The organism is Gilliamella sp. ESL1225, from assembly GCF_058502635.1.
In genome coordinates this window covers 710,993-725,815 of the sequence record NZ_CP196358.1, presented here as the reverse complement: position 1 = coordinate 725,815, position 14,823 = coordinate 710,993, and the positions used below count along the sequence as shown (strand labels likewise).

The 14,823-nt window shown below is 33.8% G+C and carries 12 protein-coding genes; 7 read left to right on the top strand and 5 right to left on the bottom strand.

Going from position 1 to position 14,823, the window contains the following annotated elements; genetic code table 11:
- Positions 1 to 57 precede the first annotated feature (57 nt).
- Positions 58 to 1,005 (bottom strand): ribose-phosphate pyrophosphokinase, encoded by a 948-nt coding sequence (locus ACSYSW_RS03205; RefSeq protein ID WP_491704728.1) that lies wholly within the window; start codon positions 1,003 to 1,005, stop codon positions 58 to 60.
- Positions 1,006 to 1,333: 328 nt separating this feature from the next.
- On the opposite strand from ACSYSW_RS03205, the gene trmB reads away from it, so the two are divergent.
- From trmB to relA, 4 genes are all read left to right on the top strand, one after another.
- Positions 1,334 to 2,044 (top strand): tRNA (guanosine(46)-N7)-methyltransferase TrmB, encoded by a 711-nt coding sequence (trmB, locus tag ACSYSW_RS03200; protein ID WP_491704729.1) that lies wholly within the window; start codon positions 1,334 to 1,336, stop codon positions 2,042 to 2,044.
- A gap of 407 nt (positions 2,045 to 2,451) precedes the next feature.
- On the top strand, positions 2,452 to 2,940 hold the full coding sequence (gene coaD / locus ACSYSW_RS03195) for a pantetheine-phosphate adenylyltransferase (protein WP_491704730.1): 489 nt from the start codon (positions 2,452 to 2,454) through the stop codon (positions 2,938 to 2,940).
- A 42-nt stretch (positions 2,941 to 2,982) separates the two neighbouring features.
- Positions 2,983 to 4,308: a 23S rRNA (uracil(1939)-C(5))-methyltransferase RlmD gene (gene rlmD / locus ACSYSW_RS03190; protein WP_491704731.1), complete on the top strand. Its 1,326-nt coding sequence runs from the start codon at positions 2,983 to 2,985 to the stop codon at positions 4,306 to 4,308.
- 4 nt (positions 4,309 to 4,312) lie between these two features.
- On the top strand, positions 4,313 to 6,553 hold the full coding sequence (gene relA, locus ACSYSW_RS03185; protein WP_491704732.1) for a GTP diphosphokinase: 2,241 nt from the start codon (positions 4,313 to 4,315) through the stop codon (positions 6,551 to 6,553).
- Between the two features lie 12 nt (positions 6,554 to 6,565).
- Here relA and folA read toward each other — a convergent pair whose 3' ends face one another.
- Both folA and ACSYSW_RS03175 read right to left on the bottom strand, forming a co-directional pair.
- Positions 6,566 to 7,060: a type 3 dihydrofolate reductase gene (folA, locus tag ACSYSW_RS03180; RefSeq protein WP_491704733.1), complete on the bottom strand. Its 495-nt coding sequence runs from the start codon at positions 7,058 to 7,060 to the stop codon at positions 6,566 to 6,568.
- A gap of 28 nt (positions 7,061 to 7,088) precedes the next feature.
- Positions 7,089 to 8,165, bottom strand: coding sequence for an MJ1255/VC2487 family glycosyltransferase (locus tag ACSYSW_RS03175; protein ID WP_491704734.1), 1,077 nt, complete (start codon positions 8,163 to 8,165; stop codon positions 7,089 to 7,091).
- 398 nt (positions 8,166 to 8,563) lie between these two features.
- On the opposite strand from ACSYSW_RS03175, the gene ACSYSW_RS03170 reads away from it, so the two are divergent.
- The 3 genes from ACSYSW_RS03170 (at position 8,564) to ACSYSW_RS03160 (ending at position 13,121) form a co-directional block, all read left to right on the top strand.
- Positions 8,564 to 8,917 (top strand): hypothetical protein, encoded by a 354-nt coding sequence (locus ACSYSW_RS03170; protein ID WP_491704735.1) that lies wholly within the window; start codon positions 8,564 to 8,566, stop codon positions 8,915 to 8,917.
- A 220-nt stretch (positions 8,918 to 9,137) separates the two neighbouring features.
- Complete coding sequence (locus tag ACSYSW_RS03165) at positions 9,138 to 10,718, top strand: multicopper oxidase family protein (RefSeq protein WP_491704736.1); 1,581 nt, start codon at positions 9,138 to 9,140, stop codon at positions 10,716 to 10,718.
- A gap of 120 nt (positions 10,719 to 10,838) precedes the next feature.
- Positions 10,839 to 13,121, top strand: coding sequence for a heavy metal translocating P-type ATPase (locus ACSYSW_RS03160; RefSeq protein WP_491704737.1), 2,283 nt, complete (start codon positions 10,839 to 10,841; stop codon positions 13,119 to 13,121).
- Positions 13,122 to 13,244: 123 nt separating this feature from the next.
- On the opposite strand, the gene era is transcribed toward ACSYSW_RS03160, so the two are convergent.
- Together era and rnc are read right to left on the bottom strand one after the other, a co-directional pair.
- The gene (gene era, locus ACSYSW_RS03155) at positions 13,245 to 14,150 is read right to left on the bottom strand and encodes a GTPase Era (RefSeq protein ID WP_491704738.1); all 906 of its coding nucleotides are present in this window, start codon (positions 14,148 to 14,150) and stop codon (positions 13,245 to 13,247) included.
- The gene (gene rnc / locus ACSYSW_RS03150) at positions 14,147 to 14,821 is read right to left on the bottom strand and encodes a ribonuclease III (protein WP_491704739.1); all 675 of its coding nucleotides are present in this window, start codon (positions 14,819 to 14,821) and stop codon (positions 14,147 to 14,149) included. The genes era and rnc overlap by 4 nt, the downstream gene beginning before the upstream one ends.
- Positions 14,822 to 14,823: the final 2 nt, after the last annotated feature.

Here is a 14,823-nt window from a genome sequence, read left to right as displayed (position 1 = left end):
AAAATAAAAACGCCCCAAATAAGGGGCGAATACGAATTAAAGAACTTAAAACATTAATTAATAATGAAACATCGCTGAAATAGATTCTTCGTTACTAATACGACGAATCGCTTCTGCTAGCATTCCCGATAATGTTAATTGACGAACATTTTTTAATGCCTTAACTTCATCTGATAATGGGATAGTATCACAAACCACGATTTCATCAATGCTAGAATTTTTAATATTTTGTACCGCTTTCCCTGAAAATATCGGGTGAGTTGCATAAGAAAAAACACGTTTTGCACCACGAGCTTTTAGTGCATCAGCGGCTTTACATAAAGTACCAGCAGTATCAATCATATCGTCAACTAGGATACAATCACGGTCAGCGACATCACCAATAATATTCATGACTTCAGCTTCATTAGCTCGTTGACGGCGTTTATCGATAATTGCCATATCAGTATCATTTAATAATTTAGCAATGGCACGGGCACGCACTACACCGCCGATATCAGGTGATACAACAATTGGTCTAATAAAATCACGCTGCAACATGTCTTCTAAAATTACTGGACTACCAAAGACATTATCAACAGGAACATCAAAAAAGCCTTGAATTTGTTCAGCATGTAAATCTACCGTTAATACTCTATCAACACCAACAGTAGATAAAAAATCAGCGACAACTTTTGCTGTAATAGGAACACGGGCAGAACGTACGCGACGATCTTGACGTGCATATCCAAAATAAGGAATAACCGCTGTAATACGACCTGCAGATGCTCGACGCATTGCATCAATCATAACAAGTAATTCCATTAGATTATCATTGGTAGGTGCACAGGTGGATTGGATAATGAAAACATCTTCACCACGTACATTTTCATTAATTTGAACGTTAACTTCGCCATCACTAAAACGACCGACGACAATATCACCCAACGAAGTATAAAGACGATTAGCTATACGTTTTGCCAGTTCAGGAGTTGCATTACCAGCAAAAAGCTTCATATCAGGCACGAGAAAACCTCAAGCGTGTTATTAAGATCACCAGATGTGATCGGTTAAAATCGGAATGTTAATTATATAATTATTTGCGGAAGCTGCTCAACTACAATGTCATTATTTTTGCATTATTTTAAGAGATATTTTTAAAACTTAAGTAAGATAAGGTAAAATGGCAATAAATTACTATTGGATAGGATTAAATAGAGGTTAAATCCTATAATTATTTAATCATATTTGAATTTATTAATTAATATGATAAGTAACTTTAATTATCGAGTAAAAGGATAAATTCAAAAATCAATTTGATTACCAATCAACTAGAAAACTGGCAAATATTAGTATGACTGACAATAAACAACTAACTCAAGATAATCATCTTGTTCCAAATCAACGCACAATTAAAAGTTTTGTACTGCGTCAAGGTCGTTTAACAAAAGGACAAGAACACGCATTAACGCATTTATTTCCACAATACGGAATCGTCTATCAAGAAAATCAAATCATCCCTATCAACGAAAATCAACAAACTACCTTGGAAATTGGTTTTGGTATGGGTGCTTCTTTAGTCGAAATGGCAAAAAATGCACCCGACAAACATTTTATTGGTATTGAAGTGCATAAACCTGGTGTCGGTGCTTGTTTAATGGGTATTGCCGAAAATAATATTAGTAATTTAAATGTTATCTGCCATGATGCCGTTGAAGTTTTAACACATATGATTGTCGATAATTCGTTAACTAAAGTACAAATCTTTTTTCCTGATCCTTGGCATAAAGCGAGACATAACAAACGTCGCCTAATAAATCCACAATTTGTTGAGCTTATTCATCAAAAACTTAAATTAAATGGAATTTTACATTTAGCAACTGATTGGCAAAATTATGCGGAGCATATGCTAGATGTCATGATAAAAGCTAGCGGCTGGCATAATTTATCAACTACTGGCGATTACATTCCAAGACCCGATGATAGACCAATTACAAAATTTGAAAAAAGAGGACAAAATTTAGGGCATGGAGTTTGGGATTTACAATTTACGAAAATCGCTTAAAAATTAAAAATAAGTAACAATAGCCCAATGATTTAATACATTATTTAATTAAACTGAAAAGATAATAAATATATAGCCAGCAAATAAAGCGTTAATTGGCAGTTATTGCTATTATTTTATTAAAATAACATACATAACAACGTTTAGAATAAAGCATAAATAATTAAGGTAATATTGTTGTCAAAATACTATATTAAATGTTAATGTTTTACTTGAATAACCTCGGGGCAATAAATGAATTAATTTTTTTAAATTTAAATTAATTAATAAAAAATAAAATTTGTAATTAAAGACTTAAATATAGGTAAGAAAAAAATCTACAATAAGGTGAAAGGATAAAAAATTAATCTGGTGTAACGAAATTCACTATCATAAAAAATTAAGTAATTAATGATGAGTAAATAATAATGTCAAATACTATGATAACAGCCATCTTTCCAGGGACTTTCGATCCTATTACAAATGGCCATATTAATTTAATTAATCGTGCTGCGAAATTATTTCCAAAACTCATTGTTGCTATTGCTTTTAGTCCAAATAAAAAAACCTTATTCAATTTAAATGAACGCCTTAATATGGTTTCCAACGCTTTATTATCACTAAATAATATTGAGGTTATTGGATTTGACAATTTGATGGCAGATTTTGCTAAAAACCATAATGCAACCGTTTTAATCCGAGGAATTAGAACAACTCAGGATTTTGAATATGAAAAACAACTTGCCGAAATGAATTGTACGTTAAAACCTGATTTAGAAACAATTTTTTTAATGCCTTCGATGAATATGGGATTTATTTCTTCAAGTATTATAAAAGAAGTCGTTATTCATGGCGGTGATATATCGGGACTTGTTCCAAAATTCGTACAAACTGAATTAATAAAACGGTTAACATAATTTTATATGGTTATTTTTTATTCTCAAGCGGTATCAAAACCAATGTCACGAAATAAGGGAACCGCTTCAGCAAAACCTTTCACCGTGACAGTGACAGATTTAGATACCTTTGGTCAAGGCATTGCAACTTATCATGGTAAAAAAGTCTTTATAAAATCTGCTTTACCTAATGAAATGGTTGATATTAAAATCGTTGAAGATAAAAAAAATTATGCAAAAGCAATCGTCACTCGCTTTCATAATTATAGTCCTGAACGCGTAAAACCCATATGTCAATATTACGGTCAATGTGGTGGCTGTGCATTACAACATATAACCCCCAAATTACAGCACAGTGCTAAATATCAGTCTTTTGTGAACTTACTCCAAAAAGAGCTGAAATTAATATTGCCAGAACAATTAATGACTGCTCCCTTAATCATCACCGATAAATCTTATCAATATCGACGTCGGGCTAGATTAGCTATTTATTATAGCAATCAACAATTACAAATAGGATTTCGTCAAGCAGAATCAAAATCCATTATATCTATTACTAATTGCGCAATATTAGCACCAGAATTAAATATATTATTAGTACCACTACAAAATCTATTAAGACAAATTATAAATAAAAAAGCCTTAGGGCATGTTGAATTAATTTCGGTTGATAGTGGCATAATATTTATTTTAAGACATACTTCTCCTTTAAGTGAGGAAGATAAAAAACGTTTGAATCAGTTTGCAAAAGAACATCATGTATCTCTTTATTTACATGGTGATGAGCTCAAACATAGTTACGGCTCGCATGACCATTATTATTACCTTGATCAATTAAAACTGACGTTTAGCCCACTTGATTTTATACAAATCAATCATAACATTAATAAACAAATGGTCAGTTTGGCAATCGATTGGCTTGAACTACAAAGCCATGACGAAATATTAGATTTATTCTGTGGAATGGGTAACTTTTCTTTGCCAATGGCAAGTCAATGTCAAAGTATAATAGGTATTGAAGGGGTTGATGCTTTAGTTGAAAAAGCCAAGAAAAATGCTCAAATTAATGAACAACATATACAGGCGCAAACACAGTTTTTAACCTGTAATTTAGATGATAAACACGCTTTACAACACGTATCTGACTTAGCTTTTAATAAAGTATTACTTGATCCAGCAAGAACAGGTGCATTTAATGCAATTGCGGAAATTATCAAACAAAAACCGGAAAGAATTGTTTATGTATCATGTAATCCGGCGACTTTAGCAAGGGACAGTAAAATCCTCATTGAAGCAGGCTATCATATTCACCGCCTAGCTATTTTGGATATGTTTCCACAAACAAAACATATTGAATCCATGTTATTGTTTATGAAATCAGGATCTTAAAATTATGGTATCAATAAGAAGTGCTCATCAACAACATGAACATTATTCCCTCATTCAATTTGATGTTGAAGAGTGGGCTAAACAAGAATTAATGTTAACTGATTCCCATCTTGCTTATCAAAAATTTAAGCATGCCTGGGATTTTTGTTTTGAAAAAAGTGCAGGAGCTGAAGAACAAGATTATTGTTTCCGTAATGCCATTGAAATTGTTGAGATCCTGTCCGCATTAAAAATGGATATTAATAGCCTTTGCGCTGCCTTTTTGTTACCTTTTTTAGATAATAAAATTATACTACAAGAAGATATACAAGATGAATTTGATCGTGAAATAGTTTATCTGTTAACTAGCATTATGCGCATTAAAGGTATAAGGCAATTAAAAGCTATTCGTTCAGGCATAGCTACTAATGAACAAATAGATAGTATTCGTCGTATGCTACTTGCAATGGCGAATGATTTTCGTAGTGTTATTATTAAACTTGCCGAACGTATCACCTATTTACGCAATTTATTAACCGCTCCTAGTGAAGAGCAAGTTCTAGCCGCTAAAGAATGCTTTAATATTTATGCGCCATTAGCCAATAGACTTGGTATTGGGCAATTAAAATGGGAACTTGAAGATTTATGTTTTCGCTATTTAGAGCCCAATGAATACCGTTTTATTGCCAAAAAACTTCATGAAAAACGTATTTTCCGCGAAAAGTACGTTAATGATTTTGTTATTGTTTTACAAAATCTTATCAATCAAAATCAAACCTCAGCTCGCGTTTATGGTAGACCGAAACACATTTATAGCATTTGGCGCAAAATGCAAAATAAGCATCTTCAATTTGAAGAACTTTACGATATTTTTGCCGTAAGAATTATTTGCGATCAAGTCGAAGATTGTTACGGCGCTTTAAGTATTGTTCATACTCATTTTAAGCACCTTGCCAAAGAATTTGATGATTATATCGCAAACCCTAAATCAAATGGTTATCAATCGATTCATACCATCATTTATGGACCTGAAAATAAGAATATTGAGATCCAAATCCGTACAGAACAAATGCATAATGATGCTGAATTGGGTATTGCTGCTCATTGGAAATATAAAGAAGGCAATACCAATAAAATGACCGCATATGATCAACGAATTGCCTGGCTACGTCGATTACTAACTTGGCAAAAAGAAATATCTGAAAGTGGTGAAATACAAGAAGCTGTCCGCAGTCAAATTTTTGACGATCGCGTTTATGTTTTTACACCAAAAGGTGATGTTATGGATTTACCGATAGGCGCGACTCCGCTCGATTTTGCTTATCATATCCACAGTGATATTGGTCATAGATGTATAGGTGCTAAAGTAAACGGACGAATTGTTCCTTTCACTTATCAATTAAAAATGGGCGATGAAATAGAAATAATCACTCAAAAAGAACCTAATCCGAGTCGTGATTGGCTTAATCAAAATATCGGATTTATTAATAGTGTACGTGCAAGAGCAAAAATTCAAGCCTGGTTTAAAAAACAAGATCGTGATAAAAACATTGGCTTAGGCAAACAGTTTTTAGAAAATGAATTAGAAACCTTAAATATCAATTTTAAAGATGCCGAAAAACTATTAATTAATCGTTATAATGCCCATTCCATTGATGAGGTATTAGCCGGAATAGGTAACGGTGATATTAGAATTAACCAATTGGTTAACTTTTTAAATGCTCAATTTAATAAACCGACAGCCGAACAAGAAGATGAAGCTGCTTTAAAGCAGATCAAATCGAATCAGCAAACAAAAAATAGTTATAAAAATAATAGTGAAATTATTGTGCTCGGTATTGGTAATCTTATGCATCATATTGCCAATTGTTGTAGGCCGATACCCGGCGATAATATTATTGGCTATATTACACAAGGTCGAGGAATTTCTATTCATCGGGCTAATTGCGAACAGCTGCAAGAATTAAAAAATCATGCGCCAGAGCGAATTGTTGAAGCCGAATGGAATCAAGCCAGTAAAACAAGTTATACGATTATTTTACGAATTGTAGCCAATGATCGAAGTGGATTATTACGTGATATTTCAACCATACTTGCTAACGAAAAATCCAATATCCTAGGCATGTCCAGTCGCGCTGATACAAAAGAGCAATTAGCAACGATGGATATTGATATCGAAATCTTTGATCATGATGTTTTAAATCGCGTTATGACTAAAATTAAACAACTACCTGATGTGATTGAAGTTAAGCGTTTAATGAGTTAAAGGATAAAAACATTACGCCTTATCTAAAATTTCAAATCGATAATTATAGCTGTTTTTTAAATCCGCTATATGATCTTCTTGAAAAATTTGGTTCCATTGCATACTTTTATAATCTGGAAAAAAAGTATCACCTTTTAAATCTGCATCAATATGCGTTAAATAAAGCCTATCAACAAACGATAAAGCTTGCGCATAAATATTACCACCACCAATAATAAAGGTTTCTGTATCTTGATGTTGATTAGCTAGCTTAAGCGCCGCATCAAGTGAAGTTGCCCAACTCATTAAAGGATTTTCGGATTGCTGTGGCTCTCGACTAATAATAATATTATGTCGATTTGGCAAAGCTCTACCAATCGACTCGAAGGTTTTTCGCCCCATAATGACCGTTTTATTTAAGGTGTTTTTTTTAAACCAAGCTAAATCTGCTGGCAAATGCCAAGGCATTTTATTCTCTAAACCAATAACTCGATTTTTTGCCATTGCAACAATAATACTTATTGTCATACATTATCCTTTAAAAAAATACTTATCATCAAAACTCATTAACGATATAACCTAATGATTTAATACGTTCATTAATAGGTTTAGGGAAATAAGTTTGTTGCCATAAACGACGACTTAAAGAAACTAACGGCTCTTTTTGGTTATCTAAAATCCATGTGACAAGTTCAGTTGCCACATCGGGGTAAATTATGGGATCGGGAGAAGATAATTTAAGCCATGTTTTTAATTTATCCGCATCTAAAGTCGACATAATTGTTGCCATATTAAGTTTCTCTAAACAATTAGCATTATATATTTGCTCAAATTGCCCATCGACGGGTTTAGTGAGAATTTTTTTACCTAACGCTAATGCTTCCGATATCAAAGCAAAACCCGTATTAGAAATAATACCTGAACAGCGGCTTAAAGATTCTGTAAAATTATGCCTTCCTAAGGGATAAAAATAAATATTATCTTTTTGATAAAATTGCTGAACTTTTGGATGATAACAAATAAACTGTTGCTGCTTAAAAGCTGTTAATAATTTAGTGATCTCATTTATTTCCTCGAAAGGTAAGTACACAACAATATTATCATCCGCTTTAAGGGTCGGTTTTAGTGGATCTATAATCGTTGGCAATAAAGGTTGTCCAAAATGAAACCAATTTAATCCGACCAATTTACTGGCTGGTGCATAATATTTCATAATTACATTAGCAATAAATCTATATTCTTTTGGTTTTAAATAATGACAAATGGCTTGATTACTAATACCTAAACATTCACGATTCTGATTATGCGCAGCCCATGCACTTAATGGTTCAAAATCACTGATAATCGTATCGTATGAAGATAAATCAAGTTCTCGAACATCTTTAATTAAACGGAATGCATGAATTCGTTGAATTGTTTTACGAAGATTAATTTTTCCATTGAATGTAGCAAAGGTAATGCCTTGTAGTGCCTTATAATCACCAAAATCTTGCATATCAAAATAATCATTGCTGTCACGCCCACTAAGGATATAATCGACACTTGCACCTTGCTGCTTAAATGCCTTAGCTAAAGTTCGACAACGACTAATATGACCGTTACCTGTACCTTGCACCCCAAAAAGAATTTTCATATTTATTAAAATTAAATTTAAAATAAACGTATCATAGCAGAAAGTTATAGATTTTCATTCTATATTTTAGTTGTTTAACTTATTTTGATAGCTAATATTTTACATATCTTTCATATCAAATAATATGTTATCTAACTAACATATTATTTTGTTTATTGTTTTTAAATAATTTTACTGTTTAATAAAAAACGCATTGTGAAATTTAATTTAATTAATTCGTCTTATTTCAGGCTTTATCATCATATTAATCTCGTTAATTCCTATCTTTTTTAAAAATTTAACGGTAAGATAAAATTCATCATGCCAATTAAATAGTGGAAAGTAAAATGCCCTTTGAAATCCAAAACAAACACTTTTGCTTAAAACTTAAAAAGATTAAGCTTATTATGCTTTTGTTTATGATTTCATTTGTCTATATCGCATTAAATTCACCTGTAAATTTGTCACAAAAGACATTTACTACCAATTTTTCAGATCCTAAGGCAGTCTGGCAGGTAAAAAATTTATCACACCATGAAAAATCATTTTCACCTTGCCACGTAATAAAAGATAAGTCATCTCATCAAGAAACATATTCTTTATCTTGTTATTCCCCTTATCACTGTAATCTTTGTGGCATATTAATCGCTTCCTTTAATTGGGATTTTAGCCTTAAAAGCCCAATTAAAAGTACATCGTTGACTTATTCAGAATTACAAACAAAAGAATTTATTCCTGAGTTAAAACCACCCAAAAAGGTAATATTTATTTAAAAAATAATAACTTAACAACTCACAATATATGACTAAAAATAATAATAAATAAAATTTTTTACCGTTAGATTTATTGTTGTTAATTGCTGTGATGTCTGTTTAGTTTTACAAACCATGCTTTATTTTTGTTGTAGACATTTATTTTTATAAATAAATGTTCTTCCTTAAATAAAGATAGCCAATGTCTTTTATTTATCTAAATAACTTTAGGATTAACATTATGGAACGCCGAAATTTTTTAACACATATTACCGCTGTCATGGGGGGATTTGTCGCGACAAGTGCCATGGCAAAAATGAATAATCAGCCTTTTGATGCCATGACCTGCGATGCCAATAGTGAAGATTGTGAAGCAGGCGGTATGCATAGCAAAATGCATCACTCTATGCATGGACATGGGGATAAATCAATGTCGTCCATGTCTTCAATGTCTCACGAAAAGGCACAACGATTACTTCCCACATCATCGCTTCCTAAAGGACAAAATTTACCTAATTTTACCCTACTAAAAAATACGAGCAAACAAGCGGGGCATTTTGAGGCAACTATTCACGCTAAACCTGTCAAAATAAAATTAACTCCCGAAATTAATTGCCAATTTTGGGCTTATAACGATTTAATACCAGGACCTGTGATTGATGTCTATGAAGGCGATACGATTAAGATTAATGTAAAAAATGATTTACCCCAACCAACAACTGTTCATTGGCATGGATTAATTATTCCATCCGATCAAGATGGTAACCCGCAAGATGCTTTTGCAACGGGCGATAGCCACATTTATCACTATACGATCCCTGAAGGTACTGCAGGAACTTATTGGTACCATCCACATGGACATACAACCGCTGCAGAACAAGTTTTTCGAGGACTTGCTGGACCATTAATTGTGCGTAGTAAAAATGATCCTTTAGCTTATTTAGCTGAGCAAAGTTGGTTTTTTTCCGATCTAAAATTAACTGATGAAGGTCAAATTGCTGATGACACTAAACTTGATTGGATGAATGGACGTGAAGGGCAATTTGTATTAGTTAATGGCGCCTATCGCCCTAAAATTACTCTCGATAAGGCAACACGAGTTAGAATTTGGAATGCCTGTTCAGGCAGATATCTAAACTTTTCAATTCCAGATTGTGATGTGTATTTGGTTGGAACGGATGGCGGTTTGTTAGAGGCGCCACAAAAATTGACAAAACCACTATTAGTATCCCCTGCTGAACGTGCTGAATTAGTGATTATTCCAAATCACACAACCAAAACGTATTTGGAATCGTTAGCCTATGATCGTGGCAAAATGGGTGGTGCGGCCCCTGATCATGATATGATCTTAGCAGAATTAGTTTTAACAAAAGCTAAACCTGTGACACTCCCAACAAAATTACGTGATTTGCCAAAAATCGGTGATGCCACTGCCAAAAAATCACTAGAATATACCGAGAAAATGGATATGAACGAACCGCATTGTGGTATGTTATTTTTAATTAATGGCAAAATTCATGATATGTCACGAATTGATTTAGAAAGCCGATTACATGAAGTTGAAGAATGGACGATTTATAACAATACCGATATGGATCATAATTTCCATATTCATGGTACACAATTTGTTTTGCAATCTCGTGAATATAAAGGGCAAACCCAAAATGCGGAGTTTGTAGCGTTAAAAGATACCGTTAATATCCGTCCACAAGAAACCATTAAAATCAGGATCCAGCAGAACCTTCCTGGGCTACGTATGTATCATTGTCATATCATGGAACATGAATCCCTTGGTATGATGGGGCAATTGATGGTTAAATAAAAATCATCCCCTTAAATGCAATAATTTAAGGGGATTTTATATTTTAATGAAATGGCTTAATTGAAGTGTTTCATACTGTTATTTATAAACTCATATAACAATCTTTATATTGGTAATCTTATGAAAAAAGCAGTTTTTATTATTACCGGCATGACCTGCGCTTCCTGCGCAGCGCGTATTACCAAAGCGGTTTCAGCCTTACATGGCGCTAAGAACGTTAATGTCAATTTGTTAAAAAATACGTTAACGTTAGATCAAAATGAAAACTTATTAAGTGATCTACATATTATTGATACCATAAGCAAAATAGGTTACCAAGCAGCGCCACTAACTAATACAAATAAAGAATTATCGTCTAAAAATCCTAATGATATTTTGAAAACTGAGCTTGCTAAACTGAAAACAAGATTATGGATCTCTTTACTCTTTACTATCCCCTTATTTTACCTTGCCATGGCACCCATGATCCGTGCCCCCTTACCTGATTTTTTTGTTGGCGAAAAAAATGCTTTAATGTTTGCATTTACGCAGTTAATACTCACTTTACCGGTTCTATGGGTTAATCGAAATTATTTTATCGTTGGGATAAAAACCTTACTTGCCCGATCGCCCAATATGGACTCATTAATTGCCATAGGTGCAGGTTCAGCGGCTATATTTAGTCTTTACAGCCTTGGCAAAATGATTTATGCCGCCGAAGCGCAAAATTTAACTCAAGTCGTTTATTTTGAACATCATCTTTATTTTGATTCAACAACGATGATTTTATGCTTAATTACGCTAGGTAAATATCTTGAAACCAAAGCGAAAGGTAAAACATCGAAAGCAATTACTACACTCGTTAATCTTGCACCTAAAACAGCAATAAAATGGCAAGATCATCATGAAATAACCTTACCTATTAGCGAAGTTAATGTCGGCGATATATTAGTTGTAAAAACAGGTGCGATGATCCCAACAGATGGTGTAATTATTGACGGCAACGGGTATATTAATGAATCGGCTATCACTGGTGAAAGTTTACCGGTAAAAAAAGAACAAGATGATAACGTAACCGGGGCGACGTTAAATACATCAGGTCATTTTTTAATGAAAGCAACACGTGTCGGTGGCGATACAACGCTTGCGCAAATTATCAAATTGGTGGATGAAGCTACTTCATCAAAGGCCCCTATTGCGCGGATTGCAGATAAAATAAGCCTTATATTTGTTCCTATCGTTATTATAATTGCCCTTTTAGCAACGTTAATTTGGTTATGTTTTGGTTATTCATTTGAATTTTCTTTATCAATTGGTATAGCGGTACTTGTTATTTCTTGCCCTTGTGCGCTTGGTCTAGCCACACCAACAGCTATTATGATAGGAGTTGGACGCGGTGCTGCCAATGGCATTTTATTTAAATCTGCTTCGATACTTGAGGTGGCAGGTAATAGTCATACCATTGTACTTGACAAAACTGGCACCTTAACACAAGGTAAACCAACCATCACCGACATTCTTACATCATCAACTATTAGTAAAAATGATTTATTAGCAACTGCAATATCGCTCGAACAATTATCAGAGCACCCTTTAGCTAAAGCCATCCTATTATTTGCCGAGCAAAATCAAATTAAAGCGTTTAAAGTGAAGGAATTTAAACAAATTGCTGGGCAAGGGATCGAAGGTTTTATTGATAATACGTTATATTTTATTGGTAATGGTAATATGCTAGATAAACGCAATATAGCAAATCCATTTATTGATCAAGCAACTACCTTTAGCCAACAGGGTAAAACGATATTATATATTGGGAAACAAGATTATATTATGGGATTAATCGCGATTGCTGATACCTTAAAAGCCACAAGTAGACAAGCAGTAAATGAATTTACCCATCTAGGCTTAGAGGTAATTATGTTAACCGGAGATGATGCTAAAACTGCGCAAGCGATAGCAAAACAAGCCAATATTACCCATGTTATCGCCGATGTGTTACCACAAGGTAAAGAGCACGAAATTCGACTTTTGCAACAGATTGGTAAACAAGTTTTGATGGTCGGTGATGGGGTTAACGATGCGCCAGCACTCGCAAGGGCTAATGTCGGTATAGCAATAGGTGCAGGAACAGATGTTGCCATTGAATCAGCCGATGTTGTTTTAATGAAAAATGATCTGCTTGATGTTTCAACAGCTATTCAATTAAGTCGAGCTGTTATGCGTAACATCAAACAAAATCTATTTTGGGCTTTCTTATATAATTTGATAGGTATTCCCATCGCTGCAGGAGTATTTTATAGTTCTTTCGGCTTAACGCTTAATCCGATGATTGCAGCCGCTGCCATGAGTTTAAGCTCGGTAAGTGTCGTCACCAATGCGTTAAGATTGCGTTTTTTTAAACCAAAGCATGGCTCGATGATTTAGCCTATTTTAACTCATTTTTATTTCGATGATTAACTAGCTATCATTAAATGGATTTGATAAGACTAGCATAATTTAACACTATTCTCATCAATACTTTTTAGCTTATCCATTTTATTTTTTTAGTTAATCATCAGTATAACCAAGGCTTCTTAATGCCCGTTCGTCATCTGCCCATCCTGCTTTTACTTTTACCCATAATTCTAAGTGGACTTTATTATCAAAAAAAGATTCCATATCTTTGCGGGCTTCAATACCAATTTTTTTGATTTTTTCGCCTTTATGACCTATGACCATCTTTTTCTGTCCGTCACGTTCAACTAAAATTAATCCATTGATAAGATAACGCCCTGTTATTTCATCCACTTTGAACTGTTCAATTTCGACCGTTACAGAATAAGGTAATTCATCCCCCAAAAAACGCATTAATTTTTCACGTATAATTTCGGATGCCATAAAACGTTGGGAGCGATCGGTAATATAGTCTTCTGGAAAATGGTGTTCACCTTTTGGTAATCGTTCTTTGACAATTTGTTTGATGGTTTCAATCCCTTCACCTGTTTTAGCACTAATTGGAACAACACCAATTAAATCCATTTTTTGGCTGATTTCTTGAATATGGGGTAATAATAAAGTTTTGTCGTTAACATTATCAATTTTGTTAATGACTAATAAAACGGGCGCTTTGTTGCCTTTCAATTTATTGGCAACCATTTCATCATCCGAGTTCCAATGCGTTCCTTCAATCACGAAAATAACTAATTCGACATCACCAATTGAGCTACTGGCGGCACGATTCATTAAACGGTTAATTGCCCTTTTTTCCTCGATATGAAGACCTGGAGTATCAATATAAATAATCTGATCATTTCCTTGCGTGTCGATACCAATAATACGATGGCGAGTAGTCTGTGCTTTTCGCGAAGTGATTGAGACCTTTTGCCCCAAAAGTTGGTTCAGTAGCGTGGATTTACCTACATTTGGTCTACCTACGATTGCAACAAATCCACAACGTTGTTTTGCGTCTGTCATAATATCCCCAATTGATTTAATGCTTGTTCGGCTGCTGCTTGTTCAGCCTTGCGGCGACTTAGTCCTTTCCCTAAATATTCACGATCATCATTTTGTAATTTACATTGAATCAGAAATTCTTGTTCGTGATTATCTCCTATTACTTCAAGGATTAAATAAATGGGTCTTTCTTGATGAATACCTTGTAAATATTCTTGTAAACGCGTTTTTGCATCTTTTTGCTTATTACCCGGTTTAATGATAGTTAATCGCGTTTCATACCAATATAAAATAAGTTTGCGGATCGTTTCAAAATTTGAATCTAAGTAAATGGCCCCAATGATAGCTTCAACGGCATCTGAGATAATAGAATCACGCCTAAAACCGCCACTTTTTAGTTCGCCTTGCCCTAAGATAAGGTTATCCCCTAATTTAAAATCTTTACCCATTACAGCAAGGGTTTGTCCACAAACTAAGCTTGAGCGCATTTGACTGAGATCTCCTTCATCTTGATCAGGAAAACGATGATAAAGTTCATCAGCGATGACAAAACTCAAAATAGAATCACCTAAAAATTCTAAGCGCTCATTATGGGTTTTATTGGCACTACGATGCGTTAATGCTTGTTCTAATAATTGACGATTGTTAAATTGATAACCTATCGCTTTTTGTAATTCATAAAATTTTTTCATAC